Genomic DNA, 26,959 nt, shown 5'->3' with positions numbered 1-26,959 from the left:
CATTGGTTCGAGTAATGGAACACATTTGAGCGCTTTCCCGACTATGCGGCAACGCGATTCAGGAGATATGTTGTATACGTTTTGACGATACTGGCCCGGCGATGGATGCGCTCGATCTGAACCTCATTCCCTACCTCGTCGCGCTCGACGACACGCGCAACGTGAGCCGCGCGGGCGACCTGCTCGGCGTCAGCCAGCCGCGCGTGAGCACGGCGCTCGGCCGCCTGCGCGAGTATTTCGGCGATCCGCTGTTCGTGCGCACGTCGCGCGGGATGGAACCGACGCCGCGCGCGCTCGCGCTGCTGCCGGCCGCCCGCGATGCGCTCGCGCAGATCGAGCGCGGCCTCGTCGCGCCGCACGATTTCGATCCGGCCGCGAGCGCGCACACGTTCTCGATCGCGCTGTCGGACGTCGGCGAGATCGTGTTCCTGCCGAAGCTGCTGCAGGCGTTCGCGACGCTCGCGCCGCATGCGAACCTGCGCTCGGTGTCGCTCGCGCACGACGAGGTCGGTCGCGGCCTCGAAGCCGGGTCGCTCGATCTCGCGGTCGGCTACTTCCCCGATCTCGACGGCAACAACTTCTTCCAGCAGCGCTTGTTCACGCACCGGTTCGTCTGCCTGATGCGGCGCGGCCATCCGTTCGAACAGGCGCCGCCGTTCACGGTCGAGCAGTTCCTCGGGTGCGGGCACGCGGTGGTGCGCGCCGAAGGCCGCAGCCAGGAGGTGCTCGAGAAATATCTCGCGAAGCAGCGCATGCAGCGCCGCGCGGTGCTCGAGACGCCGCACTTCATGAGCCTGCCGTTCATCCTGAGCCGCACCGACCTGATCGCGACGGTGCCGCATGCGATCGGCTATGCGTATGCGGCCGAGCATGCGTTCATCGTGCCCGTCGAGCCGCCGCTCGCGCTGCCGCGCTTCGACCTGAAGCAGCACTGGCATCGCAAGTACCACAACGATCCGCGCACCGCGTGGCTGCGCGGCGTCGTCGCGTCGCTGTTCAACGACGAGCAGGACGAATGGCCGAAGTAAGTGCCGGGCCGGTTCCCGCGAAGGACGTGCCCCAGGCCTCGCACGCGACCGGCGAAAGCATGAAACAATGCCCGGATTCCGCGCCGCCCCGGCGGCGGCATTCGATGGAGCAGATAGATGGCTAAAAAGAAGTCCGCACGGTCCGAGCCGGCCGCATCCCGACCGAGCCGTGAAGAAGCAGAAGACGCAGTCCGCGTGCTGTTGCGCTGGGCCGGCGACGATCCCGCGCGCGAAGGCCTGATCGACACGCCCGCACGCGTCGTGCGCGCCTATGAGCAGTTCTTCGCCGGCTATGCGCTGGAGCCGCGCGACATCCTCGCGCGCACGTTCAGCGAGGTCGACGGCTACGACGAAATGATCGTGCTGAAGGACATTCGCTTCGAGAGCTACTGCGAGCACCACATGGTGCCGATCATCGGTCGCGCGCACGTCGCGTATCTGCCGAACCATCGCGTGGTCGGCATCTCGAAGCTCGCGCGCCTCGTCGACGCGTTCGCGAAGCGCCTGCAGATCCAGGAAAAGATGACCGTGCAGATCGCCGACACGCTGTTCGACGTGCTGCAGCCGAAGGGCGTCGGCGTGATCCTCGAAGCCGCGCACCAGTGCATCTCGACGCGCGGCGTACACAAGCCGGGCGTCGAGATGGTCACGTCGCGCATGCTCGGCACGTTCCGCACCGATCCGTCGACGCGCCGCGAATTCCTGTCGATCGTCGCGAATCCTTCTTCAGTCAACCTGACGAATACGTAATGGCGCAGACGAAGCAAACGGCGCACGCGCCCGTCGTGCTCGTGACCGGCGCCGCGCGCCGGGCCGGGCGCGCGTTCGCCGAGTATTTCGCCGCGCACGGCTATCGCACCGCGGTGCACTACGACCGTTCGGCCGATGCCGCGCAGGCCGCGGCCCGCGCGATCGCCGAACGCGGGCTCGATTCGGTTGCGCTGCAGGCCGACCTGTCGGATGCCGAACAGATCACCGCGCTGATCGACCAGGTCTATGCGCGCTTCGGGCGCCTCGACGTGCTCGTCAACAACGCGTCGGTGTTCTGGCAGGACCATTTCCCGAGCTTCGACCTCGCGGCGTTCGACCAGGCGTGGGCCGTCAACTGCCGCGCGCCGATCCTGCTCACGCGCGCGTTCTACGAACGGGCCCGCGCGGCCGGCACGCAGGGTGTCGTCGTGAATGTGGTCGACCAGAAGATCAAGGAAAACTTTCACCGCGACCATTTCAGTTATACGGTCGCGAAGGCCGCGCTCGGCAACCTCACGCAGATGCTCGCGCTGTCGTCCGCGCCGGTGCTGCGCGTGAACGCGGTGTTCCCCGGGCTGATGCTGCCGAGCGACGACCAGACACAGGCCGACTTCGAACACGCGAGCCGCGCATCGACGCCGCTCGCGCGCATCGCGGGCCCCGACGACGTCGCGAGCGCGATCCTGATGCTGACGGGCAACGCGTACAACGGCGTGGATTTCGTCGTCGATGCTGGGCAGAACCTGATCCGCGTCGACCAGGACGTGCTGTACAAGCACCGCGCGCCAGACGGCAAGCACTGACCGACCCGCGCGACGGCGGCCGGTAGCCGCGCGCCGCGTTACGGCTTCTCGGCGCTGCCGCCCTCTCGAACCTTGCCCTGCGCGACGCTCGTGCCGGGCGGCACGCTGTGCGTGAGCCACACGTTGCCGCCGATCACCGAGCCGCGCCCGATCGTCACGCGGCCGAGAATCGTCGCGCCCGCGTAGATCACCACGTCGTCCTCGACGATCGGGTGCCGCGCATTGCCCTTGACCAGCGCACCTTCGCCATCGGCCGGGAAGCTCTTCGCACCCAGCGTGACGGCCTGGTACACGCGCACGCGCTCGCCGATGATCGCCGTCTCGCCGATCACGACGCCCGTGCCGTGGTCGATGAAGAAGCTCGGGCCGATCTGCGCGCCCGGGTGGATGTCGATACCGGTAGCCGAGTGGGCGATTTCATTGATGAATCGCGCAAGCAGCGGCACACCCAGCCGGTGCAGCGCGTGCGCGAGCCGGTGATGCATCATCGCCAGCACGCCGGGGTAGCACAGCAGGATCTCGGTGATGTGCTGCGCGGCCGGATCGCCCGCATACGCGGCCTGGATATCGCTGACGAGCAGCGCGCGGACCGCCGGCAACTGCCGGCCGAATTCGCGCGCGATTTCGAACGCGCGTTCGTCGAGCTCGGCGAACGGCGTATCGGCATGCTCCGGCAGGAACGGCAACGCGCGGCGGATCTGTTCGGACAAAATGCGCAGCGTGCTTTCAAGCGTGTGGCCGACGTAGAAGTCGACGCTTTCGTCAGTCAGATCCGGTGCGCCGTAGTGCGTCGGAAACATCGACGCGCGCAGGCCGGTCACAATCTTGCAGATCGCATCGCGCGACGGCAGTTCGCGGATGCCGCGCGGATGGCGCGTGCGATGGAGTTCCTCGCGCGACTCGCGCAAGCCGGTAACGATTTCTTCGAGGCCCCACTGACGGGCGGGTGATGTCGACATATGCCAATGCAGGCGGCCGCGCTCGGTCGCACGGCCGCTAATAAAGTGACGGGTTCCACAAGATTACCGCGTTTTCCGTCCGGGAGCGGCACGCCGGGGATCGGCCGGACGGCCGATGGCACCGGATCGCGACGGCGTCAGATCGTGATGCTGCTCGCGTCGATCCATCGCACGGCCCAGTCGCGCGCGTGCGCGATAGCGGCGCCTTCGTCGTTGAACTGGAGCTCGATCGGGAAAAAACGGTTCGCAACCAGTTCCCCGTCGCTCGATCGGGAGATCACGACGTAGGGTTTGAACGAACCGTCACTGGCGCGCGCGGGCGCGCAGTTCAACAGATAACCGCGGTGCGTGAAGGCAGTAGTCGCTTGCATGAATCCGCCACCTCTAGTCCCTTGCTTTGTTGTTCACTACCCGTCTTTAAGGGTGCTGCGGCCCCCCGGCGCGGGCAGAGGCGGCGCGACCGAATCCCCTGTCGCCGCTTCGCAGGAAAAGAATCATACTCTGTAGAAAACGCGTCTTCTAGCTGAAATAAATCATGACAAATCAGTGCGCGTCGCGCGACCGCGGCGATCGCCCGCGCGCCTTTTCCCGTCATGCCCGGAACGGGATTTGCTTCGATCCGGAACGCATCGCCGCGAGGAGAGCCGAGATGGAAACATCCGGTCAAACCGATCGTTCGCGTCCGCGCAGCATCGAGCTCGACAACGACGACACGCACGACAGCACGGTCGACACCGACGGCAAGAACCGCGAGGCGGCGCGCCTTGCCGGCGGCGGGCCGATCTCGCCCGACGAAATCACGCGCAGCAACGCGTCGCTCGTCAACGCGATGCCTGAGGCCGGCGACGGCTTCGCCGGTTTCGACAGCCGCCCCGGCGGCAATCATCCGGCGTTCGCGCTGCGCGCCGGCTACACGGTGATCGAGAAAGGCTTCGACGCGCCGCAGCCCATGAGCGACGCGCTGTTCGGCCCCGTCCACCGGATGTACGGCAGCGCGTACTGGCCCGGCCACCAGCGGCGGCCGGAGCGCGTATTCGAACTGACGGCCGTGCCGAGGTAGCCGGCGCGGCGTTTGAATCGATCGTTCGTTTGCGGACCGGTTCCGGTCGACAGCCGATGGCTGGGGATCGGCGCACGCGACTGCTGTGCGCCGACCGTGCACCGGTCACCGCGCGATGCAGGAGCGAACGATCCCGCGCGACGGCAGCGACGGTGTCATGCATGCCGTGAAGCGCCGCGACGCACATGCGTTGATCGAGGTCATGTCGAATCGGCGCGGTTGCGATTGAATGGCGATGCGGACGATGCATCCGCGGAATCGTCGTGTCGTGTCGCGCCGTGTCGTATCGATGCGATCGGCGTGCGCGGCGACGTGCGTGCGTGTGCCGCTCGCGACACCGATGCTTTCGCATGCCTTCCCGTCGACGATGCGGACGACGACGACCACGTCGTTCGACACACGTCGCGCGGCGCAGCATGCGCCACGTGCATCGCCGTGCGCCGCAGGAACGGAAGCGGCGCCGCCGCGCGCCACGACCGGCACCTCACTGCAAAGTCCCGGCCGTTGGTTTACTCTGCCTCGCAGCATGGCTGCATTGCCCACCCCGATCGGCCATCCGGCCGACTTCGTTTCAACCCGCCACTCGGAGACACTATGTACAAGCGTATTCTGGTTGCCGTCGACGGCAGCGACACGTCCCGCCACGCGTTCGATGCCGCGCTGGCGCTCGCGAAATCGCACGGCGCCGAGCTGCAACCGTTCTACGTCGTCGAGAACGCCGCGATCTACTACAACGTGCCCGGCTACGATCCGTCCGTGCTGCGCGATCAGCTCGTCGCGCAGGGCAACGCACTCGCGAAGGATTTCGCGACGCTGATGCAGGCAGCGGGCGTGAAAGGCGAGACGAAGCTGAGCGAAGCGACGTCGCTCAACGACGTGTCGTCGCTGATCCTCGACGGCGCGAAAGCGTTCGGTGCCGATCTCATCGTGCTCGGCACGCACGGCCGCCGCGGGTTCCGTCGTCTCGTGCTCGGCAGCATCGCCGAGCAATGCGTGCGCCACGCGACGCTGCCCGTGCTGCTGATTCCGGCGGCCGCCAACGTCGACGAACCGGCCGCGTAAGCGGCGTCCGGCATGCGCGGGCGGTCGCGACGTTTTGTCACCCGACAGCGGCAAGTTGCGGTGGGACAATGATTCCGTCGATTCAACGCCGGAGTAAACGATCATGCTGACGCCCGTCGCCACACGTCCCGCCGCCACGCCCCATACCGGTAGCTGGGCTCCTCGCCAGGCCGCGCACTGCTCGACGTGCGCCATGCGGCACCTGTGCATGCCGCAGGGCCTGGCGCCCGAAGCGCTCAGTCGCCTCGAGTCGGTCATCTGCGCGGCGCGCCCCGTCAAGCGCGGCGAAGCGCTGTTCCGCGAAGGCGACGCGTTCGACAACCTGTACGCAGTACGCTCGGGTTCGCTGAAAACCGTCGCGACGCGCCACGATGGCCGCGAGCAGGTCACGGGCCTGCATCTCGCCGGCGAAGCGCTCGGCCTCGACGGCATCTGCGACGACACGCATCCGCGCACCGCGGTCGCGCTGGAAGACAGCTCCGTCTGCGTGATTCCGTACAGCGCGCTCAAGACACTGTGCTCGGAAGCCGGTTCAATGCAGTTGCGCATGCACAAGCTGATGAGCGAACAGATCGTCCGCGAAACGTCGCAAACGATGCTGCTCGGTTCGCTGAATGCAGAAGAGCGCGTCGCCGCGTTCCTGCTCGACGTGTCGTCGCGCTACCTGAAGCGCGGTTACTCGCCGTCGGAATTCAACCTGCGGATGACGCGCGAAGATATCGGCAGTTACCTCGGCATGACGCTCGAAACGGTCAGCCGCACGCTGTCGAAATTCCAGAAGCGCGGCCTGATCGAAATGCAGGGCCGCCACGTCCAGATCGTCGATTTCGACGGCCTGCATCACCTCTGATGCCGCACGGCGCGCACCGCTTGCGCGCCGCCCGCCTCGCGTCATCGATCAGTCGAGAAACAGCGCGGCGCGCGCCTTCAGCGCCGCGCTGAAATCGTCGAGCCAGCCGATCGACAGGCGCCAGCTCTGCCAGTACAGGTCGATGTCGACGGTTCGCCCGCGCGACATGTCGACCAGTTCGCCCGCCGCCAGCTGGCGATCGACCATCCGGTCCGGACACATTCCCCAGCCCAATCCCGTTTCGCACGCACGCAGGTAGCCCGCAACGTGCGGTATCCAGTGCTGCGGCGGATCGAGATCCGCACGCGTCACGCGCCGGATGAAACGCGCCTGCAGCCCGTCCTTCGGATTGAACATCACGCACGGCGCGCGGCGCAGCGCATCGCGCGTGATGCCCGCGTCGAAGTAGCGTTCGTAAAACGCCGGCGAGCACACCGCGCGATAGCGGATGCGCCCGAGCCGCTCCGACCGGCATCCCTGGATCGGCTCGGCCTGCGCGGTCACGGCGCCCTGCACGCTGCCGTCGCGAATGCGCGAGGCCGTGTAGTCCTGGTCGTCGATCACGAGGTCGAGCAACGTCTCGCGCTCCGTGCAGAACGGCCCGACCGCGTCGATGAACCACGTCGCGACGCTGTCGTCGTTGACGGCCACGCGCAACGTCGGCCACGCGCTCGCGATCTGGCCCGGCAGCGCCGGCATCCGGCCGCCCAGCTCGGCCTCGAGCAGTTGCACGCGCTCGGTATGCCGGCACAGCAGCGCACCCGACGTCGTCGCGACGCACGGCTGCCCGCGCTTGACGAGCACGCTGCCGACCCGCTCCTCCAGCAGTTTCACGCGCTGCGACACGGCCGACGCGGTGACATTCAGCTCCTTGGCCGCACGCTCGAACGAGCCGTGCCGGATCACGGCCGCGAGGGCATCGAGCAACGCGTAGTCGAGCATTAGATTTCCTTAATCGGCATTAGGGGATTTAGCTTCTCTTATCTTCATGCTGACCGCAGACTAGCGCTACCCGATTCATCCGTCTACTGCTTCCACTGCTGTCACCCATCATGAACTGGCTCGCTTTTTCCCACGGCGCCGCACTCTGCGGCTCGCTCATCGTCACCATCGGCGCGCAGAACGCCTTCGTGCTGCGGCAGGGCATCATGCGCTCGCACGTCGGCAAGATCGTGCTGCTGTGCGCGCTGTCCGACATGATCCTGATCGGCGCGGGCGTCGGCGGCGCATCGGTGCTCGTCGAACGCTACCCGACCTTCGTTCACGCGGTGCTGTACGTCGGCCTCGCGTATCTCGCGTGGTTCGGCATCAACGCGCTGCGCCGCGCGTTCAAGCCGGGCCACGAGACCCTCGACGTACGCGGCGACGCGGTCGCGCCGCCGCCGCAGAGCGGCCTCGCGATCGTGCTGATGACGCTCGCGTTCACGTGGCTCAACCCGCACGTGTATCTCGACACGTTCCTGCTGATCGGCACGGCCGGCGCACGCGAGCCGGAAGGCGCGCGGCTCGCGTTCGCGATCGGCGCGATGTCGGTCAGCGTCGTGTGGTTCCTCGGGCTCGGCTACGGTGCGCGACTGCTGGCGCCGTGGTTCCGCAAGGCCGTGGCGTGGCGCGTGCTGGACGGCGCGATCGGCAGCATGGTGCTGTTTCTCGCGGCCGTGCAGTTGCGGTAAGGAAGGAAGTGTCGCGGCAGATCCGGTCTGCCGCGACGTCAGGTTGTCCGCTCGCGGTCGCGTGCGGCGTCAGGCGGTCGACGTCGCATCGGGCAGCGCATCGCTGCCGGTCGTCGCGGGCTGGTTGCTGGCGAGCTGAGGCTCGTTGGCCGCCGTCGGGTCCTGCTGCTTGGCTGGATCGGCCTTGGCCACTTGCGTGGCGGCACGCTCGGCCTTGTCGCCTTCGTAGCGCCAGTACAGGAACCTGTTGCCACGCTTGCCCATGAAGTACTGTCGGTTGACCGTCCAGCGGCTCATTTCGGCAGGGCCGACGTATCCGTCTTCCATCTGCTTCTTGAAGCCGGCAATCGAGTCGTGCACGTAGTGATCGAAGAACTTGTCGAAGGTCGCGCGCGCCGCCGGATCGATACTCCCCAGCCAGTTGCCGGTGACCCGGACGGCCGCATCGATGGCTTTTTCCTGCTCCGAAACAGAGACAGTCAGATATCCGCCGTTCGCGTGACGCAGGCAATCCGTATCGTAATTCCACTCGCGATCGGTAATGGCCATATGATCGTCCACGCCACCCGGCGGTTTCAGGCGTCCGTCTTTCAGACGTCGGCTTCTGCTGGCCCGCCACTGGTAATAGCGGTTCATGTGCCAGATGATCTGCGCCTCGAGCCTGTCGCTGTTCGGCGCCACTCCCGCGCTCTTGACACCTCCCTGGCCCATGTAGACATCCCAGGCCGCCTCAAGGTCCTTCGAAATCTCGAACAGCTGCCCGGCGTCCGCCATCACCTCCTGCGGTGAACGGAACGGGACACCGGCTTTCCAGGCTTCGATATAGAGATTGTTCAGCGCGACGTTGGCCAGCTCATTGGTTCGACCTTCCTGGTAATTGCGCTCGTAACCACCGCCTACGTCCGAGTGCATGCCCGGGTAGTACACTTCGCGGCAGTTCGCTGGAATCTTCTGGTCTTCCCGCACCGAGTCGCTTGGGAATTTTTCCCGGACCTCCTGCGAAGCCACATAGTGAACGCACTGCCGCACATAGCCCGGAATGCGGAGATCGTTCGCCCACTCAGCGTGACCGCCCTTGTTGATGTAGGCCAGGTAACCGCCGGCGTACGGTCCGAACGGTCCGAGCAAAGGCATGACGATGACGGGTGCCGCAGTCTCGAGGCGGCTGCCGCCGAAACCGGTCGACGACACCGTATCGAGAATGCCAAGGAAGTAGACCACCACTTCGGGGCGATGCCCCTTCATGTTCTTCTTGTTCCACCAGAGCCGCCCGCCGATATTCTCGGCGAGTTGCTCGGTCAGCATGCGAACGAAGGCACGCGCTTCCGTCGCGCCGCGCGAGAAGCCGAATACGGCCAGGTTGATCTGGCTCACCGCCGGCATGTGACCGGTCACGTGCTTGTCGAGCTCGTCGAGCATCCATCGGATGCGCAACTCGCCTTTTCTCGCGGCAGCCATGCCGAGCGCGTTATCGAGACCTTTTCCGCTATCGCCCACTTTGCTGCACGGCGTGCCGACCCCTTCGACATACCGTGCGACAGTCCGGGGAAACGCGTTGTCCTTGGCATGCGCAAACTGCCAGAGCTTCGCGATATTGCTGTACTTGGTCAGTCTGACATCCTTCAACCCGCGGCCATCCTGGTCGAAGTTGTTGCCCGTTCCGTCGAAGAAGGCCGTGAACCACACGGGCTTCGGGCACTCCTTGCATTGCTCGATCAGCAGCGGATCAAGAATCTCGCGCTGGGCGCTTCGGATCGCATCCTCGGCGGGAGTGAGATCCGAGATGCGTCTGATGATGGGGGGATTGCTCATGGCGGTTTCGCTCCTGTTCCGGCAATGCAGCCAACGTCAATTCCATTGGGTCGGCTTCTTGCGCCCATAGAACGGATTGGGAATTTCCTTCAGGCAGGCACGGCCGGTCAGCTTGTGCTGCGCGTCGCGCGTTGCAAGCGCCACCTTCGGATCCGGGCCATCGACCTGGAAATTCATGTCGCCTTCCACATGGCCATCGGGGAAGAAGTGCAACACGATACCGCCGGTCTTGCCCTTGACGGGCGGACGCGTGATCGTGATCTCGCCTTCACACCACGCCATCCCGGGCCGGGTTTCGCGATGCGTGTATTCGTCGTAATCCGGCGACGACGCGTCCAATGCGCGCTTGTCGACCACCCGCTCCCACCACACCTTGAACTTGCGGGGGGTGGTCCAGCGAAGATCCCATGCGAGGCTCGGTCTCTGCCCGCCGCCGCCTGTCCAGCGTGTCGCGTTCCGCGGCGTGGCACTCGCCCCGTCTGCGCTTGCCGCATCGTCGAGGCTGTTCTTGTCCGGCGGCAGCAGGTAGACGCCGTAGATATCGGAGTCCGTATAGTTGAAGGACCCCGCCGTGATCACGTCGTAGTTCGGGTCATTCCACTTGTTCGCGTCGCCGGGCGCCAGGCTTTCCTTTTCGGCATCGCCCGTGGTCTTGCTGCATGCGGCCGTGGAAAACACCATCACGGACAGCAAAGCGATCCAGCAGCGGTTCATGTTGAACATCCTTCTTTCCCAATCGATTTCATTCAGGGGCCTATTCGTCCATCCAACCAGCCCGATAAAGGCAACGCGCCACGCCTGTGCCGCTAACCCGCCACTTCCTGCATCTGCCGCCAGCTTTCCACCGGCACAAGCCCCAGTGCCTGCGGAAAATCCTGCCCTTGCGCCACCGCGTCGAACACGGCGGCCATCGCCGGATGCTCGTCGAAGCGCGGGCCGTACCGTAGCGCCAGTTCGCAGTAAATCAGCAGCGACGCCGCGCTTTCCGCGCCATGCGCCTGACACCGCGCAAGCTGATCGCGCACGAAACCGTAGTGCTGCGCGGCCGGCAACGACGCCAGCAGCGCGGGCTTCTCGGCGCGCAGCCGCTCGATCATCGTGTACGGATAACAGGCAGCCAGCAGGTCGTCCTCCTGTGCCTGGGACAACTGCAGCGGAAACTCGGCAGCCTGCTTGACGTTGGCCGGCACGGCGATTTCCGCCGTCCGGATCTGCAATCCGGTATCCAGATGAATCCAGTGCCGCACACCTTGCGCCAGATACGCGCGATGCGCCGCGGGCAGAATCTCGAGCCAGAACGGGAACACGCGCGGATCGAAGAAGCGCATCAGCATCGCGCTCTCCATCTGCTCGAGCTGAACATCCACCATCGGCGCGAGATGCGCAGCCAGTTGCGCGAGCGTCAATGGCGAAACCAGCACGCTCGCCGCCTGCCACGGAATGTCACGCGGCCCGGTCTCGCCCACCGCATCGGCGCTGTCATCGTCAGGCTGCCATTCGAACAGCAGCGGCCCGACGACTCTCGCATCGTCGTCGGCGTTGTCGAGCAGCGATGCCGCGACAAACGCAGGCCATGACGCCTTTTCTTCATCCGGCAATGCATTCAGCAACGCACCGTCGATCAGGACGTAAGCACGCAGCCCGTCCTGTGAGGACAATGCGGCCTGAAGCACATCGACCGCCTGCGCGGCCTTCAACTCGTTCGTCATGCGGTGCCCTGTCTCAAGCCTTGGCCGCGAATGGCGACGCCATCGACGCCGCATTGACCATGCACGGTGCGCATGCCGTTCCCGGGAACGCCTGTGCGGGCACCGGCAGGCTGTCCGGCCCGATGAACGTATGCGACGCGGCATGCGCCGTCCATTCGCCCTTGGTCCCATGGACGATGCCGCTGCCGTTCCAGCGCGTATAGCTGGTCCCGCCATTGATCAGGACTTCTTCCTTGGCGGTGATGGTGATGCGGTTCGCATCCACCTTCACATCCAGCTTGGCCAGCACGTTGATGCTGTCCTTCAGCGCCTGGATGTCGATGTCCGCGGCGGCGGCCACCAGCCGGATGCCCTTCTCGAATGCGGCGACGCGTACCGCCTCCTGCGCACTGACCAGCATGCTCTTGCCCGCGGCGATGCTCGTATGGGCGCCGCTCGTCAGCGCAACGTGCTGGTCACTCGCGACATGGGTCGACCCCGTCGTCGTGGCCAGGATGCCGGCCGGGCTGGCGAGTGCCAGGAACGGCTGCGCGAATTCCGGAAACTCGCCCTGCTGCGGATTCCCGCCGCTACCCTTGAGGCCGTCGTTCTGCGTCCTGAGCGCCTGATGGACGGCATCCTGGTCGCCGGCCTCCTGCGCCTTCACGTCATGCGCGGCACCCGACAGCGATTCATGCAGATCGTGCGCCTTCTCGAGGCGCGCGGCGGTCTCGTCGAGGTCGGTCGCATGGGCCCGCGCGTCGTAACGCGCCTCGCTGGTCACCAGCAGGCCCTTGGCGGCCCGCACCGCGCCGTGCGCGTCGGTCCGCAATTCGAAACCACGCGCGCGCTGATCGGTGCGCCCCTGCGTCTTGTCGATGCGGACGTTGTGCCCCAGCGTCAGTTCGCTCGCGTCGGTATCGCTGCGCAGCTTGAGCTGGAGCTGTTGCGGCGTGTCGTCGAGCAGCACGTGATTCGAACGTCCGCCCGCGGCATTGCCGCTGTCGCCCGACAACTCGCGGCTGCGCAGCCCCGTCAGCACCTGCTGGTCCGGAAGCGCCCACGGCGGCATCCGTTCCGCGTTGTACGTGGTGCCCGACACGACGGGCCGGTCGGGATTGCCGTCGAGGCACATCACCAGCACCTCGCTGCCCACGCGCGGATGGGCAATCATGCCCTTCTCGCCACCGGCCCAGCCGGCGGCCACACGAATCCGTGCGCTGGTCTGTGCCGCGCGATCCCAGTGGTACACGATGCAGACCCGGCCGTACTCGTCGACGTCGACGCTGCCAGCGCCCTTCGCACCCGCGACGGTCGCGGTTTGCGGCGCCAGCACACGCACGGGTTCGCTGTTGAAGCCGCGGCCCGGGCGCCACGGCGTATGCCGCAGGCCGGCGACGAAGCGGTTGCGATACTCCGGCTTGCCGTCGGCCTGCAGGTAATTGTTCGCCGCTTCGTGCCGGGCTTCGAGAATCAGGTAGCGGTGATCCTCCGGGCTGCCCGACGACACGCTGAAGTGATCGGACAGCTGGAACCAGCGCCCGGGCAGGATGCCGTGATGATTGCCGGCCGCGTCGAAACGCGATGCCGCCGCCTCGATCTCTTCCATGCGCACGCGAGCCAGCGCATCGCCGGCGCGCGCGTCTTTCACGAAACCATAGTGCCCGACGTATTCGTGGTGCTCGACCTGCGGCGCGATACCCGGCGGGTGCAGCGTCGGAATCTGCGCATTGGCGGGATGCGGCGCCTTGAAGTCGAACGCCGTCGCGCTGTAACTGCCCGCGGACAGCGACCGTACCGCGGACCATTGCGAAATGGCGTCCGCGGCCATCGGGCCGTCGTGCGTCTGGAAGCGGATCTCCGGCGAGCGGCCGTCGATGGCCGGGCACTGCACCGTGCTGTCGTCACCGACGACCAGCTTCAGGCCTTTCTCGTCGTGCTCCCACCAGTACAGGAAGCCGACGGCTTCCAGATGGCGAACGATGTAGTTCCAGTCGCTTTCGCCGAGCCCTCCGCCCTGGACGTTCATGGTGCGCGCGGGATCGTCGCCGCGCACGCGCCAGTCCCAGGACGGTGCGAGTGCCTGGTAATCGGCGAGCAGCGTGCCGATCTGCTGCTGGAGCGACTGCCCGAGGAACAGGCGGTTGTTGACGCGGGTCCGCAGGAAGTGGCTCCACGGGCGCAGCACCGCACGATATTCCGCGATCGAGTCGTCGTTGCGGACGAGCGAAAACTCCGTGCAATAGCCGGTGAAATGCCGCAGACCGCCATCGGGGCGCACCATCGACACCGCGAGCAGTTTGCCCAGCATGTCGACCAGCGTGACGCCCGCCTCGCCGGACAACAGCGTCAGTTCGAACGTGAAGTCGATCCCGAGCCCCTCGTGCGCGACGAGCCGCTCGGCGACCAGCCGCGCCGGACGATGCCGGCCGTACGAGTCGGTGACCGAGGGTGCGTCGTCGTGAGGGAAAGACAGCGTGAGCAGGCGCTTGTCTTGCAGGAAAAACGGAGTTCGAATGAATGCCGCAGGGTCAGCCATGACCGCCTCAGAATGTTTTTCGTTCGTATGGCAGCGGCCTGCTGCCTCCCATAATTTTGGGATGAAAGGATATCGTAGACACTGACCGGCGACAACGCCGACGCACCCGGTAATTTCTTCGCTTCACACGAGGAAATCGGTAATAAATACAAGATCTTGGCGCGTACCGGGCGGCGCTCGAACGGAAGGCGCATCCACGATGACGCCGCTTGATCCGGCATCGCGACACACGGCCTCGGAACACGCCGTTTTGCGTGCGGTGGGAGGAACCTGATGCCGCGCCCGGCCGTCTCAACGCGACCGGCTTCATCTCCCGCAGTCCAATCCACTCACCTCGCAGCACCCGGAGAGAAACATGGCACTACGCACCCTCGGCACGTCGACCATCCAGGTTTCGCCGCTCGCGTTCGGCGGCAACGTCTTCGGCTGGACCGTCGACGAGAACACGTCGTTTGCGCTGCTCGACGCGCTCGCCGACGCCGGCATCAACTTCATCGACACGGCCGACGTCTATTCGGCCTGGGCCCCCGGCAACAGCGGCGGTGAATCGGAAACGATCATCGGCAAGTGGCTCAAGCGTTCCGGCAAGCGCGAACAGGTCGTGATCTCGACCAAGGTCGGCCTGCTGGCCGCGCGCGCCGGGCTGACCCGCGACAACATCCTGAAAGCCGCCGACGATTCGCTGCGCCGCCTGCAGACCGACTACATCGACCTGTATTTCTCGCACAGCGATCTCGCCGATACGGCCCCGCTCGAGGAAACGCTCGGCGCCTATCAATCGCTGATCGACGCGGGCAAGGTGCGGATCATCGGCGCATCGAACTACAGCGGCGCGCGCCTGCGTGAAGCCGCCGACGTCAGCAAGCGCGACGGCCTGCCCGCGTACCAGGTCATCCAGCCCGAATACAACCTGCTCGACCGCGCCGACTACGAACGCGATCTCGAACCGGTCGTGCGCGACCTGAAGCTCGGTGTCGTCAACTATTACGCGCTCGCGAGCGGTTTCCTGTCGGGCAAGTACCGCAGCGAGGCCGACCTGAAGAAGAGCGTGCGCGGCGATCGCGTCGCCGGTTATCTCAATGAACGCGGGCTGCGTATTCTGGCGGCACTCGATGCGGTGGCGGCGAAGCACGGCACGCAGCCGGCCGCGATCGCGCTCGCATGGCAGATCGCACGGCCGACGATCACCGCGCCGATCGCCAGCGCGACGTCGCTGGCGCAGTTGGCATCGCTCGGCGAAGCGATCCGCGTTCAGCTCGATCAGGACGACATTCGCCGGATCGACGAGGCCAGCGCGGGCTGAAGTCTTGGCGGTGGCCGGTCGATCGGATCGCGCAGTCCGTGCGGTTCCGCGACCGGCCCGTGTCATCTACGCGCCCTCGTCGCCGCATTCGCGGGGGCGGGTAATTCGTAAGCGGCGGATGGATACAATGGCGTGCGTCCGGGCGGCCCGCCGCACGGCTCGACACGGCCGTACCGATATCCGTGATGCCCGAACCGACACCACGCACAAAAACCGCCCATGCCCCGGAACACCCATCGCGCCCGCTACGTCCCCCCGTTCACCGCCATGCTCGCCGCGCTGCTCGCGGGCGCGCCGGCCGCGTCTTACGCAGGCTGGTACGAGGTCGCGAACTACACCGGCACGATCGGCAATGCACCCGTCCACGTATCGCTGCAGACCTACGACCGGATCAACCGCAACGACGCGGGCCGCTGGCGCGTCGACGGCAGCTACTACTACGACGCGCATCGCAAGCCGATCCCGTTGCAGGGCCACCGAGAGCCCGACGGCCGCGTGACGCTGTGCGAAGCATCGTCGCCCGCATCGAACGCCGACTCGCCGGTCGTACCGGCCGCATCGCCATCGCGGCCGAAGCCTTGCCCGATCGCGCTGACCGTCTCCGGTAAAACGGCGACCGGCACCTGGGACGACGGTCGCAAGACATTCCCGATCACGCTGAACGAAGTCGGTCGACTGAACGACAACGATCAGGATCACCTCCAGATCGACGGCACCGTCGATATTCCGATGTGGTATCGCACGAAGACGCACATGCTGGTCGGCGTCTATGCGCTGTCCGACAAATGCGGCATTGCGATGCAGTCGCTGCGGGCCGTGAACATCGCGACGGGCCGCGTCGACCGCACGATCCCGCTCGACTGCGACGCGGGCATGGTGATGACGTCGATCTACGCGAACGTCGCCGACGCACGGCGGGCCGGCTACGTCAGCGTCGAGTTCCGCGGCGGCAAGATGGGTTACGAGCAGGACGTGTCGCTCGGGCTGCAATCGTCTTCGTCAAAGTAAGCCGGCGTCACCCGTCTCCCGTGCGTAGCGAAATGCACGCTACATAGCCGAAAACCGCCATCGCGTTTTGACCGGCATGGCCACTCGTGTTGACTCAGCCGGACATCGATCGCGCTTGCCGGCGCAGCGCCCCGCTGCAAGCGGATCACACGCCTGTCCCGGGTCTTTCACGGATTGACCGCGCCATTCGACGTGCCCGAGACTGCGCCGCTCGAGCGGTCATTGGGAGAACGTCATGCCGGACACCAGCACGGAGATCGCCACGATCTCGACGCGCGCCGTACGCGGCCACGAACGCGTCGACTTCTGGGTCGACCATGTCGCTCGCACGCTCGTGCGGATCGAATGCAGCGGCAAGTCGTCGGAAGGCATCGACGCGACGCTGCGCAAGCGCGACCTCGGGCTGTTCCGCGCATGCGACATCGTCGCGAACCGGCATGCGGTCGTGCGCACGTCGCACAACATCCATGCGGACCAGCGCGACGCCGTGTTCATCTGCCTGATGCACGCCGGGCAAGGCTATACGTTCCAGGACGTCGACTGCATGCAGCACGGGCCCGGCGATCTCGTCCTCTACGACACGTCGATGCCCTACGGCCACGGCTTTCCCGCCGACATGGCGATGACCGTGCTCGACGTGCCGCGCGACGTATTCGAGGCGCGCGTCGGCCCGTGGCGCTACCGCAGCCTCGTCAAGATCGATCGTGACGACGGCGTCGCGTCGTGGGCCGTGCGGCAGGTGTACGCGCTGCTCGCGGCGCCGCAGGAGCCAACGCACGATGCGCGCGAACGGCGCGCTGCCGCGATCCTCGATCTCGTGCAGTCGATGCTGCGGCTGCGCGACGGCGACGCGTCCCCGACCAAGTCGACCGTCCACACGCTGTCGCGCGCCAAGGCGTTCATCGACAGCCATCTCGCCGACGACGACCTCGACAGCCAGTCGGTGAGCCGCGCGATCAACCTGTCGCCGCGCCAGCTCGCGCGCGTCTTCGAAATCGAAGGGATGCCGCTCACGCGCTACATCCTCGCGCGGCGGCTCGAGCGCTGCCGTGCCGACCTGCGCGACCGGTCGCTGAAGCACCTGACGGTCAGCGAGATCGCGTTCCGCTGGGGCTTCAACAACAGCGCGCACTTCAGCCGCAGCTATCGCGCGCGCTTCGGCGAGACGCCGACCGATACCCGCGCGCCGGCGCCGGCCGACGCGCGCTAGCCCGCCGCCCGCCCGCCGCCGCCGTGTCCCGGCGAGGCAAGCACGGCGTCCGTCCCGGTCAAATGGGGCCGCATAGCGGTCGCTAAGCTGGCTTCCTGCGCGGCGGCACTCGTTTCGCCGCCCGACAGCAAGGAGAAGAAGCGGGATGGAGACGTACGACCATATCGTCGTCGGCGGCGGTTCGGCCGGCTGCACGGTCGCGCATCGGCTGGTGAAGGCCGGCAGGCGCGTGCTGCTGCTCGAGGACGGCCCGAAGGACGACAGCCTGTTCATCCGGATTCCGGCGACGTTCATCCGCGTGCTGGGCACGCGGCGCACGGTCACGTTCGAGAGCGAGCCGCAAGCCGGTGCCGCCGGACGCAAGACCTACGTGCCGCAGGGCCGCACGCTCGGCGGCGGCAGTTCGGTCAACGCGATGCTGTACGTGCGCGGCACGCGCGACGACTACGACGACTGGGCCGCGCTCGGCTGCACGGGCTGGGGCTGGGACGACGTGCTGCCCGTGTTCAAGCGCGCCGAATCGCACCTGCGGCTCTCCGAGCCGTTTCACGGCATCGACGGGCCGCTGAAGGTCGGCGACACGCGCTTCCGGCATCCGTTGAGCCTCGCGTTCGTGAAGGCCGCGCAGGAAACCGGCATCGCGTACAACGACGACTTCAACGGCGCCGCGCAACATGGCGTCGGCTTCTATCACACGACGATCTTCGACGGGCAGCGCGGCAGTACCGCGGCCACCTATCTCGCCGACGCGATCGGCCACCCGAACCTGCGCGTGCTGACCGGCTGCCGCGTGACACGCATCCGGTTCGACGGCCGGCGCGCGACCGGCGTCGAATGGCGGACGGAAAGCGGCGCGACGGGTGCGGCCACCGCGCGCGCCGACGTCGTGCTCGCGGCCGGTGCGCTGAGCACGCCGAAGCTGCTGATGCTGTCGGGCATCGGGCCCGGCGCGCACCTGCACGCGCACGGCATCGACGTGCTGCACGACAGCCGCGACGTCGGCGCGAACTACCAGGATCATCTCGAAGTCTCGATCTACGGCCGCAGCCACGCGCCCGTCAGCCTGCTGGGCGAGGATCGCGGGCTGAAGGCGTTGCGGCACGGGCTGCAGTGGATGCTGTGCCGCACGGGCCTGCTGACGTCGAACGTCGTCGAATCCGGCGCGTTCGTCGACACGACCGGCAGCGGCCGCCCGGACATCCAGTTCCACGTGCTGCCGACGCTCGTCGGCGACGTCGATCGCGAGCCGCTGCCCGGCCACGGCCTGTCGATCAACCCGTGCCTGCTCAGGCCGCGCTCGCGCGGTTCCGTGCAACTGCGCGGCAACGATCCGGCCGCACCGATCCTGTTCGACAGCGGCGCGCTGTCCGATCCGGCCGACGTCAACGGCCTCGTACGCGGCGTCGCGCTCGCCCGGCAGATCATTCGCGCGCCGTCGCTCGCCCGCATCGTGCGCGAAGCCGAGGCACTGACCGAGACGGCACTCGCCGACTATGTGCGGCACCGCGCGAAGACCGTCTATCACCCGGCCGGCACCTGCCGCATGGGCAACGACGAGCATGCGGTCGTCACGCCGCGCCTCGCGGTACGAGGCGTCGACGGACTGCGGATCTGCGATGCGTCGGTGATGCCGCGCATCGTGTCCGGCAATACGAACGCGCCGACGATCATGATCGCGGAGCGCTGTGCCGAGTTCATGCTGGCGGAGTAACGCGACACGGCGCGCGGGCGTTTTCGTTCACGACAATAAAAAGACGGCGCGTGAAACACGCGCCGCCGCTCCACCTGCATCGACTGCCGCAGTCAGCCCCCGTCCGCGCGCGCCGCCTCGCGCAGCGCCATCGGCGACGCACCGTAGCGGTCGCGAATCGCACGGCTGAAGTGCGCCTGGCTCGAAAAGCCCCAGCGAAACGCGATTTCGCCAACGCTCGTCTTGCGCAGCCGCGCATCGGTCAGCTCGCGATACGCATGCGACAGGCGTTCCGACCAGATGTGTTGCGTGATCGACTCGCCTTCGGCCGCGAAGAGCCGGCTCAGATGCCGCAGCGACAGCCCGACCGCGTCGGCGACTGCCTGCGGCCCGAGTTCCGGGTCGCCGAGATGCGTCGCGATGTACTGCTTCGCGGTCAGCAGATACGACAACGACGCGCGCGAAGCGCCCGCACCGTTCACCTCCGCATCGATGAGTTCCGCGATCAGCGTGCGCGTGTGTTCGGCGAACCGCGCGGCGTCGCGCTCGACCGGATCCTTCATGAAGCGCTCGACGCTCGCGCGCAACGTCGTGCCGAGCATCGCGCCCGCGCCCGGCTTCGGCGCGATCCGCAGCGGCAGCGCCGCCAGTTCCGCATCGAGCCGGTCGTCGAACGTCGTGATCGGGATATCGATCAGCAGCTGCCGCATCGGCGTCAGGAATCCGAACAGATAAGGCACGCGCGTGTCGTAGACGACGACATCGCCGGCGTCCGCCAGCAGGCAGCGGTCCCGCTGGATGAAATACGCGCGCCCGCTTAGAAGCTGGCACGCAAACAGCGACTCCTTCGGCAACTGGCGCACCAAAGCGGGGCTGCGCTCGATCACGTGATCCTGGCCGCTGATGTCCGCGATGCCCAGGCCCGGCAGCGAGATATCGGTCTTCTCGACCTCGAGCCCGGCCGGCGACAGCGACGAGCAGCGCAGCCCGACCAGCGTCGCCGCATTGAACGCATCCCAGTACGCCATCCTGTCGCGCACCGGCACGTCGGCTGTCGAGCCTCGCGTGCGGGAAAAAACGGTCGTATTCGTCACGTCGCCTCCTGCGGGCGCCTGTCGTGCGGAGCGGCACGGATTGGGGGATGGTTCGTCCGGATTTTGGTGCGATGCAATGTCCGGCGCGGTCAAGCAATTCGTCCAGCCCAGTCAAGAGCGGCGCGCACCGGCTGGCTAAAGTCGAGCCCACGACAACTCATACACCAGGAGACAAACCGTGGTCGACAAAGCCGTAGCCGAATTCTGGCAAAACATCCCGCCGATTGCCAATCCGTTCAAGCCCGATGCGCTGCCCGAAGCGTACATCGCGAACGCGGCCACCGACGACGAGCGCTATTACGTTCCGTTCACCGAAACGGTTTCGTCGCGGCCGCTGTGGATCTCGCCGTCGCAGAACAAATGGTGCGACATCCTGATGGCCAAGGAAGCCGGGCTCGTGAACCGGCACTATCACCCGCACGAGGTGTTCGCTTACACGCTGTCGGGCAAGTGGGGCTATCTGGAGCACGAGTGGACCGCGACGCGCGGCGATTTCGTATACGAGACGCCGGGCGAGGGCCACACGCTCGTGGCCTTCGATCACCCGGAGCCGATGCGCGCGTTCTTCATCGTCAAGGGGCCGCTGATCTGGCTCGACGACGCAGGCAACCCCGACGGCTACTTCGACGTGCACTCGTACATCGCGATGTGCAAGGCGCATTACGAGAAGGTCGGCCTCGGCGCGCAAGCGATCGAGAAGCTGTTCCGCTGACTCGCGGCGAGGCTCACCATGACATCCGCTTCCTCCTCCCGATCCGCCTGGACGTACGAGAACAGGCTGCTGCTGATCCTGTTCATGACGTTCGGCTTCGTGTTCTTCGACCGCCTCGCGCTGTCGTTCCTGTTCCCGTTCATGTCGGCCGAGCTGCACCTGACGAACACGCAGCTCGGCATGGTGTCGTCCGCGCTCGCGCTCACGTGGGCATTGTCCGGCGCCGCGACCGGCGCGTGGTCCGACGCGCGCGGCACGCGCAAGCCGCTACTGATCGCGGCCGTGCTCGGCTTTTCCGTGTGTTCGGCGCTGTCGGGGCTCGTCGGCGGCTTCGCGAGCCTGATCGCATTCCGCGCGCTGATGGGCATCGCCGAAGGCCCCGTGCTGCCGCTGTCGCAATCGCTGATGGTCGAAAGCTCGACGCCGAGCCGCCGCGGGCTGAACATGGGCCTGCTGCAAGGCTCCGCCGCCGGCCTGCTCGGCGCGATGATCGGCCCGCCGGTGGTCATCGGCATCGCGACCACGTACGGCTGGCGCGAGGCGTTCTACGTATCGTGCATTCCGGGCTTCCTGATCGCGCTCTGCATCTGGCGCTGGGTGCGCGAAGTGCCGCCCGGCGGCGTGCGGCACGCGCAGGCCGATACCGCCGGCGCGCCGGCCGCGAGCGGCGCGGCAGTCAGCCGCTGGGCGCTGCTGAAGGAACGCAACATCCTGCTCTGCATGCTGATCAGCTGCTTCTTTCTCACGTGGTTCATCGTGATCATCTCGTTCGCGCCGGTGTTCCTCGTGGAAAGCCGCCACCTGTCGCCGGCCGACATGGGCGTCGTGATGACCTGCCTCGGCGCCGCGTGGGTGTTCTGGGGCTTCGCGGTGCCGGCGATCTCCGACCGGATCGGCCGCAAGCCGACGATGATCGCGTTCGCGCTGATCGCGGCCGTGTGCCCGATCGTGATGATGCAGGCCGGCTCGCTGTGGGCGCTCGGCGCGCTCGTGTTCGCCACGTACACGGGCCTCGGCTGCTTCACGCTGTTCATGGCGACGATTCCCGCCGAAACGGTGCCGCCGCGCGCGATCGCCAGCGCGCTCGGCCTGATCATGGGCGCGGGCGAGCTGATCGGCGGCTTCGTTGCACCGACCGTCGCCGGCTTCGCGGCGGACAAGTACGGCCTGCAGTTCGCGATGTGGACGTCGGCTGCCGGCGCGATCCTCGCGTGCGTGCTGTCGTTCGGCCTCGTCGAAACGGCGCCCGCCGTACTCCGCAAGCGCGCCCTCGCCGGCACGGCCGCGAGCCGTCTCGATGCACAAAACCTCGGAGGGCGCTGACATGCGGGCACTTCAATGGCATGGCCCGCGCGACGTCCGTCTCGTGGAAATCGACACGCCGCGCGTCGGCCCCGGCGACGTGCGCATCGCGATCGCGTATTGCGGGATCTGCGGCAGCGACCTGCACGAATATGCGGACGGCCCGCACGCGATTCCCGTCGACTTGCCGCATCCGCTGTCGCGCCGCACCGCGCCGCTGACGCTCGGCCACGAGTTCTGCGGCACCGTCGTCGAAGTCGGCGCCGGTGTGACGGCGCTGCGCGCGGGCGATCGCGTCGCGGTCGAGCCCGAGTATCGCTGCAGCCAGTGCGCGTATTGCCGCTCGGGGTCGTACAACCTGTGCGTGTCGATGGGCTTCGCCGGGCTGATGGGCGACGGCGGCATGGCCGACTTCGCGGTCGTGCCCGCGTACATGCTGCATCGCCTGCCCGACAGCGTCAGTCTCGAACAGGCGGCGGTGATGGAGCCGGCGGCCGTTGCGCTGCACGCGTTGCGGCGTGGCGAACTGCGGCTCGGCGAGACCTGCGCGGTGTTCGGGCTCGGGCCGATCGGCCTGTTGCTGATCATGCTCGCGAAGCTGCAGGGGGCGACCACGATCGTGGCCGTCGACGTCTCGCCCGAACGGCTCGCGGCGGCCGCGCGCTTCGGCGCAACGCATACGTTCGACGCACGCGCACTCGGTGCCCCCGCGCTGCAGGATGCGATCCGCGCAGCCACGGGCGGGCTCGGCGTCGATGCGAGTTTCGAGGCGGCCGGGTTGCAGACAACGTTCGAAGCGGCGATGCACGCGCTGCGCAAGGGCGGCCGCGTCGTGATGGTCGGCCTGATGCCGCATGCGGGCTTCGACGCGTTCCGCGCGGTCAACGACGAGCTGACCTTCACGGCGAGCGTCGGCTACCGGCACGCGTACGAAGACCTGCTGCGCATCGTCGCGTCGGGTGCACTCGACCTCACGTCGATCGTCACGCGCACCGTATCGCTCGAAGACGCCGTCGCCGACGGCTTCGACGCGCTGCTCGCCGACCGCGCGCAGATCAAGATCCTCGTTTCACCCGCGCAACGGCCGGCCCGTCGCGCACACACCATCGGGAGCGTCGAGCATGAGTCGTCAGTGGGCGTTTGAAGGCCAGTCCGTCGTCGTGACGGGCGGCACGTCGGGCATCGGTGCGCGCACGGCGATGCGGTTCGCGCAAGCCGGCGCGTCGGTTGTCGCGCTCGGGCTCGATGCGGCCGGCCCGCATGCGCCCGCGCATGCGGGCATCCGCTGCATGGAACTCGATGTGACCGACAGCGACGCGCTGACGCGCACAATCGCGGCGCTGCCGCGGCTCGACGTGCTCGTCAACGGTGTCGGCATCAGCCGGCACGCGGACGAGTACCGGATGGACCAGTTCGAGCTCGTGCTGAACGTGAACCTGACGTCGGTGATGCGTGCGTCCGACGCCGCGCGGCCGGCACTGTCGGCGCACGGCGGCAGCATCGTCAATGTCGCGTCGATGTACACGTACTTCGGCAGCAAGGACCGCCCCGCGTACAGCGCGAGCAAGGGCGGCATCGCGCAGCTCACGCGCTCGCTCGCGCAGGCGTGGGCCGATCGCGGCATCCGCGTGAACGCGGTTGCGCCCGGCTGGATCGACACGCCACTCAGCAGCGGCCTGAAGGCCGACACGCAGGCATCGCGACGCATCCTCGAACGCACGCCGCTCGGGCGCTGGGGCACGGCCGACGAAGTCGCGGACGTGATCCTGTTCCTGTGCTCGCCTGGCGCGTCGTTCGTGACCGGTGCGGTCGTGCCGGTGGACGGCGGGTATTCGACGGTCTAGCACGCTGCTGAACGGGCATCGGCACGCGCGTGATTTCTGTCGATGCCCGTCGCACACCGGTTTCCTCAGCTTGTCACTGAATCGGGAATTCCCCGATTCATCTTTGTTCATATCAATCAGTAGTCCAATCAAAAAATATCCGATCCGATCGGAACATGTGAGGAGCACATTGGAGATGACGAAAAAGACCCTTCTGGCGCTCGCGGCGTGCGCCCTTCCCGCCGCATCGTTCGCGCAGAGCAGCGTGACGATGTTCGGGCTGATGGATGCCGGCATCAGCTATGTCAGCAATCAAGGCGGCCACGGCGCAGCGAAGTTCGACGACAACATCTTCTTCCCGAACCTGCTCGGTTTCGAAGGCAAGGAGGATCTCGGCGCGGGCACGCGCGCGATCTTCCGGCTCGTCAACCAGTATTCGCTCGGCAACGGCTCGATCATCGGCGGCGGACTGTTCGCGCGCCAGGCCTATGTCGGCGTGGAAAACGACCGCTACGGCAAGCTGACGCTCGGCAACCAGTACGAATTCATGGTCGATGCGCTGGCCGCGAGCGGCAACGAGATCGCGCAGGATCTCGTCGGCCTGTACGGCTTTCGCAACGGGCCATTCGACAAGCTCGCGTTGCCGAACAACCCGACCGGCGCATTCGACTGGGATCGCGTCGCGGGCAGCAATCGCGTCGCGAATTCGGTCAAGTACACGAGCCCGTCGCTGTCGGGCCTGACCTTCGGCGCGCTGTACGGCTTCGGGAACGTCGCCGGGTCGGTGGGCGCGAACAACACGGTCAGCGTCGGTGCGAGCTACGACAACGGCCCGTTCGGCGCGGGCGCGGCTTATACGAACCAGAAGTACGGCGCGACGGACGGGCTGCCGCCGACCAGCGTGCGCAACTGGGGCGCGGGCGTGCACTACACGCTCGGCACGGTCACGGGGAAAGCGCTCTTCACGACCGTACACAACGCGCAGAACGGCGCGGGCGCGTGGTCGGCGGAAGCCGGTGCCGCATGGCGGCCGTCGCCGGCATGGGTGGTCGGCGCGAGCTACACGTACATGAAGGGCAACGACACGCTCGACAACGCGCACGCGCACCAGTTCCTGGCCGCCGTCCAGTACTGGCTGTCGAAGCGCACGATGGTGTACGTGGCGGGCGTGCATCAGCGCGCCAACCACGGCAGCAATGCGCAGATCAACGGCGTGATGGACGCGAACGGAGCGTCGAGCGGCGCACTGCAGTCGATCGCGCGGATCGGGTTCAGCACGCGGTTCTGAGCGGCGTGGCGACCGTCTTCACGGAGACGGTCGATCCAGCCTCGCTGGAAGCCGCCGGCTCAGAACTTGTGCCGCATGCCGATCGACACGGAAACCTGCTGCCGCGAATTCGATGGCGCGTTGGAGAAGATCTGTGCGAACTGCGCGTCACCGGCGGCTTTCTGGACAATGCCGACCAGGAAGAGGTCGGTTCGCTTCGACAGGAACCAGTCGATGCCGGCGTCCACCTGGTGCCATTTCGGCGCCTTGCCGGTCGGCTGATAACGGCCCGCGGTGTAGATGTAGCCCATGCCGATCAGGACGGTCGGCGACAGATAGTCGGTGACCGTCAATTGGTAGTTGCTGAGCCTGAGCCGCGATTGATCGACGTAGTCGAACAAGACATGCGTGAACAGCAGCGACACCTTTGCGGAGCCGATCGCATAGGATCCGCCGATACCGGCCATCTGCTGCTTGTCGACGTCCGCGCCCGTCGTACTCGTCATGAACGGCGTCGTGAAGCCGTAGTCGCCCGACACTGCCCCTGACGGATTGGCCGCATCGTTCGGCCGGTTGACCTCGTGATAGGCGATACCGGCGCTCAAGGGCCCGTTCGTATAGATCAATCCGGCGTTGAAATCGCGGTTGACGGCAAAACCGCCCGCCATGTTCGACAGCGCATAGGCCGACAGCAACTGAAAACCGGCGATCTCCGGGCTTTTGTACTGAACCGTATTGTTCGTGCGGAAGGTCGGAAATACGTTGTCGTTGTCGCCGATCGGCGACCCGTAAGTCGCAAACTGCACGGCGGCCATGTAAGGGGCGAGCGTCTGCGACATCGTGTTGTTCTGCCGGCCGAACGTGAGCTGACCGAGGCGCTCGTTGGCCAGGCCCACGAACGCTTGCCGCCCGAACAGGCGCCCGCCCTGGCCCAGCGTACCGTTCGACAGGTTGAACCCGTTCTCCAGCGTGAAGATCGCCCGGTTGCCGCCCCCCAGATCCTCCTTGCCGGTGATCCCCCATCGCGGCGCCTGCTGGACGCCGCTGGCCAGCCGCCACTGCTGATGCCCGCCGGCGTTGCTGGTGTACACGACACCTTCCGACAGCAGCCCGTACATCGTCATGCTGCTTTGAGCATGCGCTGCTCCAGCCAGCACCAGAGACAGGCAAGGCCATGCCAGACGCTTTTTCATTCGATTCCCCGAGCAAGAAGGTTGACGTCGCACATCGTTAGGATTCCGGCGCAACCTTATAATTTATAAATTTTAATGTCTATATAAATTACGAGGTTCTTGCAAAAACCGTGGTTTTCCCTATAAATTCAGC

Annotated in this window: 25 protein-coding genes; 16 read left to right on the top strand and 9 right to left on the bottom strand. The window is 66.5% G+C overall.

Annotation, left to right across the window (positions count from 1 at the left end; genetic code table 11):
* The first annotated feature begins 101 nt into the window (after nt 1-101).
* The 3 genes from BDI24065_RS25785 to BDI24065_RS25775 all read left to right on the top strand — a co-directional run bounded on the left by BDI24065_RS25785 (nt 102) and on the right by BDI24065_RS25775 (nt 2,581).
* Entirely contained in the window at nt 102-1,028 is a 927-nt protein-coding gene (locus BDI24065_RS25785) for a LysR family transcriptional regulator (protein ID WP_175033638.1), read from the top strand.
* 117 nt (nt 1,029-1,145) lie between these two features.
* Complete coding sequence (gene folE, locus BDI24065_RS25780) at nt 1,146-1,778, top strand: GTP cyclohydrolase I FolE (RefSeq protein ID WP_175033637.1); 633 nt, start codon at nt 1,146-1,148, stop codon at nt 1,776-1,778.
* Nucleotides 1,778-2,581 carry an SDR family oxidoreductase gene (locus BDI24065_RS25775; RefSeq protein WP_175033636.1) on the top strand — a complete coding sequence of 268 codons (804 nt, stop codon included), beginning with the start codon at nt 1,778-1,780 and terminating at the stop codon, nt 2,579-2,581. Before folE ends, BDI24065_RS25775 begins: the two co-directional genes overlap by 1 nt.
* A gap of 38 nt (nt 2,582-2,619) precedes the next feature.
* Here the strand turns inward: BDI24065_RS25775 and epsC are convergent, their stop codons facing one another.
* Nucleotides 2,620-3,540 carry a serine O-acetyltransferase EpsC gene (gene epsC, locus BDI24065_RS25770; RefSeq protein ID WP_175033635.1) on the bottom strand — a complete coding sequence of 307 codons (921 nt, stop codon included), beginning with the start codon at nt 3,538-3,540 and terminating at the stop codon, nt 2,620-2,622.
* 137 nt (nt 3,541-3,677) lie between these two features.
* Nucleotides 3,678-3,911: a hypothetical protein gene (locus BDI24065_RS25765; protein WP_114181230.1), complete on the bottom strand. Its 234-nt coding sequence runs from the start codon at nt 3,909-3,911 to the stop codon at nt 3,678-3,680.
* Between the two features lie 278 nt (nt 3,912-4,189).
* Between BDI24065_RS25765 and BDI24065_RS25760 the strand changes: the two genes are divergently transcribed.
* From BDI24065_RS25760 to fnr, 3 genes are all read left to right on the top strand, one after another.
* The gene (locus tag BDI24065_RS25760; protein WP_175033634.1) at nt 4,190-4,600 is read left to right on the top strand and encodes a DUF3005 domain-containing protein; all 411 of its coding nucleotides are present in this window, start codon (nt 4,190-4,192) and stop codon (nt 4,598-4,600) included.
* A gap of 594 nt (nt 4,601-5,194) precedes the next feature.
* On the top strand, nt 5,195-5,662 hold the full coding sequence (locus BDI24065_RS25755) for a universal stress protein (RefSeq protein WP_175033633.1): 468 nt from the start codon (nt 5,195-5,197) through the stop codon (nt 5,660-5,662).
* A 103-nt stretch (nt 5,663-5,765) separates the two neighbouring features.
* The gene (gene fnr / locus BDI24065_RS25750; protein ID WP_175033632.1) at nt 5,766-6,512 is read left to right on the top strand and encodes a fumarate/nitrate reduction transcriptional regulator Fnr; all 747 of its coding nucleotides are present in this window, start codon (nt 5,766-5,768) and stop codon (nt 6,510-6,512) included.
* A 48-nt stretch (nt 6,513-6,560) separates the two neighbouring features.
* Here the strand turns inward: fnr and BDI24065_RS25745 are convergent, their stop codons facing one another.
* Nucleotides 6,561-7,454, bottom strand: coding sequence for a LysR family transcriptional regulator ArgP (locus BDI24065_RS25745; protein WP_122948404.1), 894 nt, complete (start codon nt 7,452-7,454; stop codon nt 6,561-6,563).
* Between the two features lie 110 nt (nt 7,455-7,564).
* Between BDI24065_RS25745 and BDI24065_RS25740 the strand changes: the two genes are divergently transcribed.
* Nucleotides 7,565-8,185, top strand: coding sequence for a LysE/ArgO family amino acid transporter (locus BDI24065_RS25740; protein ID WP_060357193.1), 621 nt, complete (start codon nt 7,565-7,567; stop codon nt 8,183-8,185).
* Between the two features lie 69 nt (nt 8,186-8,254).
* On the opposite strand, the gene BDI24065_RS25735 is transcribed toward BDI24065_RS25740, so the two are convergent.
* From BDI24065_RS25735 to BDI24065_RS25720, 4 genes are all read right to left on the bottom strand, one after another.
* Complete coding sequence (locus tag BDI24065_RS25735) at nt 8,255-9,997, bottom strand: T6SS phospholipase effector Tle1-like catalytic domain-containing protein (protein WP_175033631.1); 1,743 nt, start codon at nt 9,995-9,997, stop codon at nt 8,255-8,257.
* Nucleotides 9,998-10,033: 36 nt separating this feature from the next.
* Nucleotides 10,034-10,711, bottom strand: coding sequence for a DUF3304 domain-containing protein (locus tag BDI24065_RS25730; protein ID WP_175033630.1), 678 nt, complete (start codon nt 10,709-10,711; stop codon nt 10,034-10,036).
* A gap of 92 nt (nt 10,712-10,803) precedes the next feature.
* The gene (locus BDI24065_RS25725) at nt 10,804-11,706 is read right to left on the bottom strand and encodes a DUF4123 domain-containing protein (protein WP_175033629.1); all 903 of its coding nucleotides are present in this window, start codon (nt 11,704-11,706) and stop codon (nt 10,804-10,806) included.
* Nucleotides 11,707-11,719: 13 nt separating this feature from the next.
* The gene (locus tag BDI24065_RS25720) at nt 11,720-14,224 is read right to left on the bottom strand and encodes a type VI secretion system Vgr family protein (RefSeq protein WP_175033628.1); all 2,505 of its coding nucleotides are present in this window, start codon (nt 14,222-14,224) and stop codon (nt 11,720-11,722) included.
* A 355-nt stretch (nt 14,225-14,579) separates the two neighbouring features.
* On the opposite strand from BDI24065_RS25720, the gene BDI24065_RS25715 reads away from it, so the two are divergent.
* The 4 genes from BDI24065_RS25715 (at nt 14,580) to BDI24065_RS25700 (ending at nt 19,456) form a co-directional block, all read left to right on the top strand.
* Nucleotides 14,580-15,527 carry an aldo/keto reductase gene (locus BDI24065_RS25715; RefSeq protein WP_175033627.1) on the top strand — a complete coding sequence of 316 codons (948 nt, stop codon included), beginning with the start codon at nt 14,580-14,582 and terminating at the stop codon, nt 15,525-15,527.
* Between the two features lie 219 nt (nt 15,528-15,746).
* Nucleotides 15,747-16,535 (top strand): hypothetical protein, encoded by a 789-nt coding sequence (locus BDI24065_RS25710; RefSeq protein WP_175033626.1) that lies wholly within the window; start codon nt 15,747-15,749, stop codon nt 16,533-16,535.
* Between the two features lie 235 nt (nt 16,536-16,770).
* Nucleotides 16,771-17,745 carry a helix-turn-helix domain-containing protein gene (locus tag BDI24065_RS25705; RefSeq protein ID WP_175033625.1) on the top strand — a complete coding sequence of 325 codons (975 nt, stop codon included), beginning with the start codon at nt 16,771-16,773 and terminating at the stop codon, nt 17,743-17,745.
* A gap of 145 nt (nt 17,746-17,890) precedes the next feature.
* Nucleotides 17,891-19,456: a GMC family oxidoreductase gene (locus BDI24065_RS25700; protein WP_175033624.1), complete on the top strand. Its 1,566-nt coding sequence runs from the start codon at nt 17,891-17,893 to the stop codon at nt 19,454-19,456.
* A gap of 92 nt (nt 19,457-19,548) precedes the next feature.
* On the opposite strand, the gene BDI24065_RS25695 is transcribed toward BDI24065_RS25700, so the two are convergent.
* Nucleotides 19,549-20,529 carry a helix-turn-helix domain-containing protein gene (locus BDI24065_RS25695; protein ID WP_175033623.1) on the bottom strand — a complete coding sequence of 327 codons (981 nt, stop codon included), beginning with the start codon at nt 20,527-20,529 and terminating at the stop codon, nt 19,549-19,551.
* 178 nt (nt 20,530-20,707) lie between these two features.
* Between BDI24065_RS25695 and BDI24065_RS25690 the strand changes: the two genes are divergently transcribed.
* From BDI24065_RS25690 to BDI24065_RS25670, 5 genes are all read left to right on the top strand, one after another.
* Nucleotides 20,708-21,241 carry a 2,4'-dihydroxyacetophenone dioxygenase family protein gene (locus tag BDI24065_RS25690; protein ID WP_175033622.1) on the top strand — a complete coding sequence of 178 codons (534 nt, stop codon included), beginning with the start codon at nt 20,708-20,710 and terminating at the stop codon, nt 21,239-21,241.
* Nucleotides 21,242-21,259: 18 nt separating this feature from the next.
* Nucleotides 21,260-22,564: an MFS transporter gene (locus BDI24065_RS25685; RefSeq protein WP_175033621.1), complete on the top strand. Its 1,305-nt coding sequence runs from the start codon at nt 21,260-21,262 to the stop codon at nt 22,562-22,564.
* Nucleotide 22,565: 1 nt separating this feature from the next.
* Entirely contained in the window at nt 22,566-23,687 is a 1,122-nt protein-coding gene (locus tag BDI24065_RS25680; RefSeq protein WP_175033620.1) for a 2,3-butanediol dehydrogenase, read from the top strand.
* Nucleotides 23,665-24,387, top strand: a complete 723-nt coding sequence (locus BDI24065_RS25675; protein ID WP_175033619.1) for an SDR family NAD(P)-dependent oxidoreductase — start codon at nt 23,665-23,667, stop codon at nt 24,385-24,387. The genes BDI24065_RS25680 and BDI24065_RS25675 overlap by 23 nt, the downstream gene beginning before the upstream one ends.
* A gap of 175 nt (nt 24,388-24,562) precedes the next feature.
* Nucleotides 24,563-25,654 (top strand): porin, encoded by a 1,092-nt coding sequence (locus BDI24065_RS25670; RefSeq protein ID WP_175033618.1) that lies wholly within the window; start codon nt 24,563-24,565, stop codon nt 25,652-25,654.
* Between the two features lie 59 nt (nt 25,655-25,713).
* Here BDI24065_RS25670 and BDI24065_RS25665 read toward each other — a convergent pair whose 3' ends face one another.
* Entirely contained in the window at nt 25,714-26,826 is a 1,113-nt protein-coding gene (locus BDI24065_RS25665) for a porin (protein ID WP_175033617.1), read from the bottom strand.
* Nucleotides 26,827-26,959 lie beyond the last annotated feature (133 nt).

Origin of the sequence: Burkholderia lata, from assembly GCF_902499025.1 — a bacterium.
In the GTDB taxonomy this organism is placed as follows: domain Bacteria; phylum Pseudomonadota; class Gammaproteobacteria; order Burkholderiales; family Burkholderiaceae; genus Burkholderia; species Burkholderia lata_C.
This window is presented reverse-complemented; position numbering and strand designations above follow the sequence as displayed.